The sequence below is a fragment of the Peribacillus sp. P4_C12 genome (genome assembly GCF_056402095.1).
In genome coordinates this window covers 22311-31410 of sequence record NZ_JBFUIB010000028.1, presented here as the reverse complement: position 1 = coordinate 31410, position 9100 = coordinate 22311, and the positions used below count along the sequence as shown (strand labels likewise).

5 protein-coding genes are annotated in these 9100 nt (G+C 37.6%); 4 read left to right on the top strand and 1 reads right to left on the bottom strand.

Annotation, left to right across the window (positions count from 1 at the left end; genetic code table 11):
- Positions 1-265: 265 nt before the first annotated feature.
- Positions 266-1330, bottom strand: a complete 1065-nt coding sequence (locus AC1DUW_RS07820; RefSeq protein WP_053345058.1) for a M14 family zinc carboxypeptidase — start codon at positions 1328-1330, stop codon at positions 266-268.
- Between the two features lie 794 nt (positions 1331-2124).
- Between AC1DUW_RS07820 and AC1DUW_RS07815 the strand changes: the two genes are divergently transcribed.
- From AC1DUW_RS07815 to AC1DUW_RS07800, 4 genes are all read left to right on the top strand, one after another.
- Complete coding sequence (locus AC1DUW_RS07815) at positions 2125-2778, top strand: HAD family hydrolase (RefSeq protein ID WP_053345059.1); 654 nt, start codon at positions 2125-2127, stop codon at positions 2776-2778.
- Between the two features lie 488 nt (positions 2779-3266).
- Positions 3267-3842, top strand: coding sequence for a TetR/AcrR family transcriptional regulator (locus AC1DUW_RS07810; protein WP_053345060.1), 576 nt, complete (start codon positions 3267-3269; stop codon positions 3840-3842).
- A gap of 78 nt (positions 3843-3920) precedes the next feature.
- Positions 3921-7088, top strand: a complete 3168-nt coding sequence (locus AC1DUW_RS07805; protein WP_053345061.1) for a bifunctional cytochrome P450/NADPH--P450 reductase — start codon at positions 3921-3923, stop codon at positions 7086-7088.
- A 581-nt stretch (positions 7089-7669) separates the two neighbouring features.
- Positions 7670-9022 carry a C40 family peptidase gene (locus AC1DUW_RS07800; protein WP_053345062.1) on the top strand — a complete coding sequence of 451 codons (1353 nt, stop codon included), beginning with the start codon at positions 7670-7672 and terminating at the stop codon, positions 9020-9022.
- Positions 9023-9100: the final 78 nt, after the last annotated feature.

Below are 9100 nucleotides of genomic sequence, written 5' to 3'. Positions count from 1 at the left end.
TTATATTATATGTCTTGTTAAAAAGACTTAATAGGATCGTTATTAAGAATACTAATTTTTATAGATAAAATTAAATTTACTGCAAACAGTGAGAAGAAAAGGTGGACATGTTTAAAAATGAGAACTTCACCATTATTAGAAAAACTCCTTGTTCAAACGTTGGCAATGTCCATGCTCTGAGTCATACGATTCTTTGGAGACAGACAAAAGGCCGATAAAACCAAAACACACATCCCATTAGAAAAAATAGGATGTGTTGATAATTTTATTCGTCTGCTTCTTCCCCAGAACGATTTGTTTGTGTTGGAAGAGTGTCCCAAAAGCTTTCATCAACAGTTTCAATTGAATTATCGGCAAGAGCTCTAACAGCAGCATCCAAAGTGGTAACTGTTTGCTTTATTAGATACCCGTTGCTTTTTTGTCCAAGTGCAACTGACTCGATATTGTGGTCAGACATACCTCGCATTTCAAAGAGAAGCGTTGCAATATCATAACGAACAGCTGCACCGTTTCGACCTATATTTTCTCCTGATCCTCCATTATATTTACCAATATGCCCCCAACCAGTAGGTTCAATTGCGTTATATACAACAGCACCTAGTTTTTTAGAAGCTTCTAACACTTCAGGTTTTACGTTAGCATTTGTTGGATATAGCATCGAACCTGAAACAAGTTCACCTTCTGTTTCGCTTAGCGTCCCTTGATGATGTAAATCAATCATGTAATCAATATCGTATTTTGCAAAAACATTTTCATGTAATGCCTTTACTTCCACTTGCATTTCACTAGTTTTTTTATCATGCTCACGGTTTAAGTCGACACCGTTTGCGTTTGCACGAGTTAGATGTCGATCACCCTTTGCTAAATAGTCATCAAGGGAGAAATTAACATCACCCATAGCCCCATCTGCATTTAACATAGGAATGATTAGAATATTTACATTTTCTAGCAAACCTTTAGTCTTATTCGTGCCTAGATGTTTAATAAATTCGAGTGTACCTTCAGTTGTCAGCTGTTCGTTTCCATGCTGTTGGGTTAAAAATAGGATAGTAGGGTTTTTAGGATTGGATATGTACTTTGCTAGGTAAATATCTCGTCCTTTTACCGTTTCCCCGATTACTTCAAGTTTCAATGCTTCTTGTTTAGCATCCTGGGTTTTAAGGTAACTTACCAAGCTGTCATAAGTATGTAGAATTGAAGTTGTTACTTGACCATTTCCAGCACTGGGACCATTTCCAACCGCACCGACTGGTAGCGCAACAGCTGTTACTGCGCTTAAAGTTAATAAACTAGATAATGAAACTGATAGAACTTTCTTCTTTACATTCATCAAAATACCTCCCATTAATGTTTGGTAGTTACCAAAAATACTATATATTAACATTCTAGTATTTATAACGCTTGGTGTTAATGGTGAAAAATAACTATGTTTACGGAAATTTTTCATTAATCTGATCATTACTCTAGTGGGCAACTTTTGATACTAGTCTATGTAAACTTCAGAGTTTCATAGGTTTGCCCCGGTTTTAATGTATATCGTTTCCATATGTTGTAGCTTATGCATTTTGAACTAATACCTGATTTTTATACCCATTCTTGGCCACTTAGGCGATGTAATTCTCGTATCAATAGGGATAATGATTGCATTAAAGATGATACAAAAGAGTGTATTAAGCGACTGTGTAGCTAGGGCAGAACAAAATGAATAAAAACGATAAGCTCTAAAGTTGGAAAGTAATCTCAATAGAAGTATTGATTTTGGGCTTAATAATCATAGGGATATTAATATTATGTATCGCTTACTCAACTAACGAGCGCGTTAGTTGAGATCCAAGGCTGCCTGCCATTTGATGACTTATTGAACTAACAGAGCAAGATTTGTTGGAGATTGCTGTTTGATCTTTATTCAACAAATGGGCCATATTTTTGAATAAGAGAAGAAATTATTAGACGGTGAATCGAAATTCTAAGTTATTCAAAAATGGAACAATTTAGTTGAACTAGGGCATTCACTAATGTACGTTTATTTAAGGATAGTAATCATTATGAAACTTGTGCTATTCAATCAATGTGTATTTCAGGAAAAAGTGTTACCTTCTAATAAGTAAAAAGGAGAAAATTATTATGATTAAAGCTGTTATTTTCGACTTTGATGGTTTAATTTTAGACACGGAGACGGCTTGGTATGAGGCTTATAAAGAAACTATGGGTTTTTATAAATCTGATTTGCCTCTCGAACATTTTGTTAAATGTATCGGAACAGATAATACTGAACTTTATAAGTTTTTCCAAGAAAAACTGGGGGGAAGTTGTAATATTGAAGAAATTGAAGCCAGAGCAAAAAGCTTACATAAAGTAAAGATGAAAACATCCCAGGCACGTGAAGGTGTAAAGGATTATTTAGAAGAAGCAGAAAATTTCGGATATAAAATTGCCCTTGCTTCAAGTTCCACAAAAGAGTGGGTCACTCATTACTTGGGTGAACTCGGACTGTTAAACTATTTTGAAGTTATTATCACAGGGGAAGATGTTGATAACGTAAAACCAGCGCCTGATTTGTATTTAAAGGCAATCGAAGTTTTAAACATTCATTCCACAGAAGCCGTAGCATTTGAAGATTCGTTAAATGGACTTCAATCGGCTCTAAATGCTGGATTAAAGTGTGTAATCGTACCAAATCCCGTTACAGAAGCTTTAGCTTTTGAAAATCATTCTTTACGTCTTCAATCTATGGTAGAAAAGAGCTTGACTGATGTTATAAAACTTATTGAGCAATAAGGTGTTCGGAAAATTACTTCGCCCTATTGTTATATGATTATGGTGAGGTTTTCATAATAAATCAGTACAATTAGAATGGAACACTATTAAACGAGTGGCTTTAGTAAAATAACAGAGAAGCCATTTTTACAGATCTTTCGCATTTTTCAATATTCCGCAATCGGGCGCTATTACTGAAAAAGGATAGCGCTCTTTTTCCATGTCTCCTAACGATACTTAAAAAACTTATTTACACTATCTTAAACCTCAAAATTATTAAAATACCCACTCTAACCCCTTGCAGACAAAGAAAAATGCCATCTTTAACGATATTATCTATTTAACTCCTTCTCTCAAATGACGACTACTCAGCCTTTTGTCCCCCATACGTTAACAAAACCTTCACAAATTATAGGTCCAATGAGTGGTTGAGATGGAATTTTATGGGGTATATAATTAATAGGAATGAACATTCATTCCGTATTTAATTAATGAAAGGCTGAATTATTATGCAAACTGCAGTAAATAAACGAGACAACATAGTATCCAGCGCTTTGGTACTATTTGCTGAGCGGGGATATGATGCGACGACGATTCCAATGATTGCTACATCGGCAGGAGTTGGAGCTGGAACCATCTATCGTTACTTTGAGAATAAGGAAGTGCTCGGGAACAAGATTTTTCAAGAGTACCTGAATATTTTTACTGAAACACTTGAGAATGGATTTCCTTATGATGAATCGATTCGAAATCAGTTCCACCATATTTTTATATCAATGATTCACTTTACAACCGAGCACAGTCAAGCGCTTTATTTTATAAAAACACATAGTAGTGCCCATTTTTTAAATGAAGAAAGTCATTCTAGCTTTCAAGGGCTACTGAATATATTAAAAAGTTTCTTTGATTCAGGAAAAGCAAAAAAAGAAATTAAGGAGCTTCCTTCTGCAGCTTTGATTGCCATTATTTACGGAGCATTTCTTGAGCTTCAACGACTTGTCCGTATTGGGGAGTTAGAACCTGAAGCAAAACTTTTAGCAGATGTAGAAGAAAGCATTTGGGATGCTGTACGATTACACGTTTGAGAAAAATTTGATTTTTCATTCACTTAGCGGAATGAATGTTCATTCCGTTAGCTAATTTATTTAAAGAGGTGCTAAAAAATGACAAATATAACTCAATTTCCACAGCCAAAAACTTATGGACCCCTCGGAAGCCTGCCTGTTATTGATAAGGATAAGCCACTTCAGTCATTCATGAAGCTGGCTAGGGAACTTGGACCGGTTTTTCAGTTTCAATTTCCGGGTCGTATTAGTACCTTTGTATCCAGCGCTGCCCTTGCTAAAGAAATTTGTGATGAAACAAGATTTGATAAGAAAGTCGGTCCTGCCCTGCAAAAAGTGAGAGCATTTGGTGGTGATGGCCTTTTCACAAGTGAAACATCGGAGACAAATTGGAAAAAGGCTCATAACATTCTGCTGCCTAGCTTTAGCCAGCAGGCAATGAAGGGCTATCATGCAAAAATGGTGGATCTTGCTACCCAACTCATCCAAAAATGGGCTCGCTTAAATCCCGCTGATGAGATTGATATTCCTGAAGATATGACACGCTTGACCTTAGATACGATTGGACTCTGCGGATTTAATTACCGCTTTAACAGTTTTTATCGAGAGACCTCCCATCCCTTTGTCGACAGTATGGTGCGTGCATTAGATGAAGCGATGAGTCAAACGCAGCGACTCGGTGTTCAAGATAAACTGATGATTAAGTCTAAAAAACAATTCAGAGAAGACATTCAATACATGTTCTCTCTTGTAGATGAATTGATTGCAGAACGAAAACTAAATGGTGATCAGGGAGAAGATGACCTTCTTTCCCATATGTTAAAAGGGGTTGATCCTGAAACTGGTGCAGCACTGGATGATGAAAATATTCGTTATCAAATCATTACCTTTTTAATTGCTGGACATGAAACGACGAGCGGTCTCCTTTCTTTCGCCATCTATTTTCTTATGAATAACCCGGAAAAGTTAAAAAAAGCACAGCAGGAAGTCGATGAAGTACTGGGTGACGAGGTTCCTGATTTTAAACAAGTGAAGAAATTGAAATATGTTCGTATGGTGTTAAATGAAGCGCTTCGTCTGTGGCCAACTGCTCCGGCGTTTTCTGTTTATGCGAAAGAAGACACCACATTAAACGGAAAATACAATGTGAAGAAAGATGAGGTGTTCACTCTTCTTATTCCAGAGCTTCACCGTGATCCATCCGTTTGGGGAGATGACGTAGAATCCTTTATTCCAGAACGTTTTGAGGATCCGGTCTCAATTCCATACCATGCTTATAAACCGTTTGGAAACGGACAGCGTGCCTGTATCGGACAGCAGTTTGCTCTTCATGAAGCAACTCTGGTGCTCGGAATGGTTTTACAACACTTTGACCTGATAGATCATAAAGATTATCAATTGGATGTTAAAGAAACTTTGACTCTTAAACCAGATGGATTAACCATGCGCGTTTCACCTAGGAAGCCTTCGATGTCATTTACCGTTGCTTCTCCAGAACCAGTGTATGCGGATTTAGAAGCAACGGAAGCTTCTATTGAATCTGCACATGGCACGCCATTACTCGTTCTGTTTGGATCAAACATGGGAACCGCAGAAGGAATTGCTCGTGATCTTGCTGAAATAGGGAGTCAACAAGGTTTCTATACCGAGGTTGCTCCTTTAAATGATTACACCAATCATCTTCCTCAAGAAGGAGCTGTTCTCATTGTCTCAGCATCTTATAATGGAAATCCACCAGACAATGCAAATGACTTTGTTTCATGGCTGAAGGAAAGTCAGGATGGAACATTGGACGGTGTTCACTATGCTATCTTTGGATGCGGAGACCGCAATTGGGCCAATACGTACCAACGTATTCCAACCTTCATTGATGAACAAATGGAACAAAAAGGAGCTAATCGTCTGTCAGAAACAGGTTATGGAGATGCAAGCGATGATTTTGAAGGTGATTACGAGAAATGGACAGAAGCCCTTTGGCCGAAGCTTGCCCAAACCTTGAACATTGAACTAAATATAAATGATAGAAAAAACAGCTCGATTATGATGAATTTTGTAAGTGATGTGAGCGACACACCGCTCGCCCGCACTCATCATGCTTTTACAGCTGTTGTGAACAGTAGTGTCGAATTACAACATGAGGATAGCGGGAGAAGTACACGGCATATAGAGTTAACTCTTCCAGAGGGTATTCATTATCAAGAAGGCGACCATGTCGGGGTTCTTCCTCAAAATCCATCGGAACTCGTTGAGCGAGTGCTCAGTCGATTCAATTTTAACGGCCAAGACTACGTCAAACTGACTGGAGATTCAGGAAAAGCTGCACATCTTCCTACAGAGAAACCTGTAAAATTACAGGAGTTACTATCTAACTATGTGGAGTTACAAGAACCTGCTACCCGTTCTCAAATTCGGACGCTTGCTACTCACACGGTATGTCCTCCCCATGTAAATGAGCTTGAAAAGCTTCTAGAGGACAGTACCTATAAACAAGAAATTCTGAACAAACGCATTACTATGCTTGACCTGACAGAAAAGTACCTTGCATGTGAAATACCATTTGAAGGATTTCTAGCTTTACTGCCGCCTTTAAAGGCAAGATACTACTCTATTTCAAGTTCTCCACTTCACAAGGAAGGAAAAGCAAGCATCACTGTCAGTGTCGTCCGTGGAGATGCCTGGAGTGGCAATGGAGAATACAAAGGAATTGCATCAAATTATTTAGCAGAACGTTCCGAAGGAGACAAGGTAGCCTGCTTTATCAATACACCGCAATCCAACTTCCAGCTTCCGGAGCAAACAGGGAAACCTATCATTATGATTGGCCCTGGAACAGGAATTGCACCGTTCAGAGGATTTATTCAGGCTCGCCGCGCCCTAACAGAAAAAGGTGAAACACTAGGGGCGGCCCATCTTTACTTTGGATGCCGCAATCCCGAACACGATTTCCTATATCAAGAAGAACTCGTGCAAGCTGAACATGATGGTCTTATAACACTGTACACCGCTTTCTCAAGATGTCCTGGTCAAGAAAAAATGTATGTCCAGCATCTGTTAGCTGAAAATGCTCAAGACATACTTTCTTTATTAAAAGAAGGCGGACACTTATACATCTGCGGAGACGGAAGCAAAATGGCACCGGATGTTGAACAAACGTTAATCGAAAGCTATATGCATTTGTATCAATCATCTAAAGAAGAAGCCACAGAATGGCTGCAATCATTAGAGGCGAATGGTCGATATGCAAAGGATGTTTGGGCAGGAGCATAAATAGAGGAGAGCAGCGATCCCGGGGGGATTCGCTGCCTTTTTTAATATTTGCTCTGCTTCAGGCTTTCTAATAAATTGTGAAAATCAATAGCTTGATATAACAAAGCTATAATTTAATATAAGCCAAATGTTGAAGGTTCCTTGCTTTATTGCTTTCTATTAAAGTTAAGCGGATATTTTCCATAACAAGACTGAACTTATTTTGGAAATAGCAGGCTTTTTATCTTACTATGAGAATATAGTTCTTTGGTGCTAATATCTAGATAGAAAGTGATAGGATGGAACTTGTAAATATATGGTCGGTTTTTATCGAAAAAAAGTCGGAATTTTACGTTTGATGTTAAAAATGAAATGTAATTGTAATATTATTATTACTTATTTGACAAAATCTGATGTTATACTACGAATTAGGTGAAATACTTAGTAGAGTTTCAGAATTTATTATTATATTGTTACAACCTTAGAAGATTACATAATGAGTAAAAAAATAGAGAAGAGTTCCTAGTAATTTATTTTGGCTACTATTTTCATAGAAGAAAGAAGTAGGTCAATTGAAATGCACAGGGAGGAAAGCAGGGGAAATGAGTTTGAAGAAAAAACTAATTATATTAAACACGACTATTATGCTCGGCTTAGGAAGCGCTTTTGCGATACCATCAGTAAAAGCTGAATCTATCTCGGAAATTCAATCAGAACGCACAGGAATCCAATCAGATATTTCAGCGGCAGAACAAGTTATTCAGGAATTGAAAAAAGAACAATCGAAAATGAATTCCCAAATTGCACAAATTGAAACAGCAATGAAAGAAAATGACGAAAAAATTAAAGATACTAAACAAGAAATTAAAGACACGGAAAAAGATATAGATTCTTTAAAGAAAGAAATTAAAGCTTTGGAAGAAAGAATCGCAAAACGCGAGGAAGTCTTGAAAGAGCGTGCCCTTGCATTCCAAGAGAGCGGTGGAGATGTTAACTACCTTGAAGTTCTTTTAGGTTCTAGTAGTTTCCGTGAACTTGTTGATCGTGTTGGAGCAGTAGCTGCAATTGTAGAAGCAGATCGGGAGATTCTTAGTCAGCAGGAAGCAGATAAAGCTGAATTAGAAAAAAAACAAGCGGCTGTAGAGAAAAAATTGCAAAGCCTAAAGGATATGGACGTAGAGCTTAAAGGTATGCAATCTCAAATTAAAGAACAAAAAGCAGAAACCGTTAATATGAAGGCAAAGCTTGAAAAGAAAGAATCAGAAACAAAAGCTCTTAAACAGGCTTTAGAGAATAAAGATGCAGGTTTAGAGGCTAAAATTGCATCCATTCGTGAAAACATCAAAAAAGAAGAAGAACTTAAAGCATCAGAGAAAGCTGATCTTAACCGTGCTGCGGAAGAAGTGAACTCTTCAAATGCTTCAAGTAAAGAATCATCAAGTTCGTCTAAAGGCGAAGCGTCGGCATCAAGTTCTTCTAAAGGTGAATCATCTTCGAATTCATCTAAAAACAGTTCTACTGATAAACCTACAGCTAGTAAAACTGAAACATCAAGCAAGCCAAGCAGTGCAAATACAGGCTCTGCAATTACAGCAGGCTATAAATATATCGGTAACTCAACGTATGTATTTGGTGGCGGAAGAACAGCATCCGACATTGCTAACGGGCGATTCGATTGTTCAGCATTTGTTGCATGGGCATATAAACAAGCTGGTGTGAATCTTCCAGCCAGTACGGGAGCATTGACAAGTGCAGGACGTCAAGTATCTAAAAGCCAAATGCAACCTGGAGATTTAGTATTTTTCAATACCTATAAAACGGATGGACATGTTGGTATTTATGTTGGTGGCAACAAGTTTATTGGTTCTCAAAGTTCAACAGGTGTTGCTATTGCTAATATGGGAAGCGGATATTGGGCAGAAAAATTCAATGGCCGTGTAGTTCGTGTAAATTAATAGTTCATCAATAAGCAGGGTGGAAAGCACACTCTGCTTATTTTTTTTGGAAATTATTTTTTTGAAGAAATATAGAAA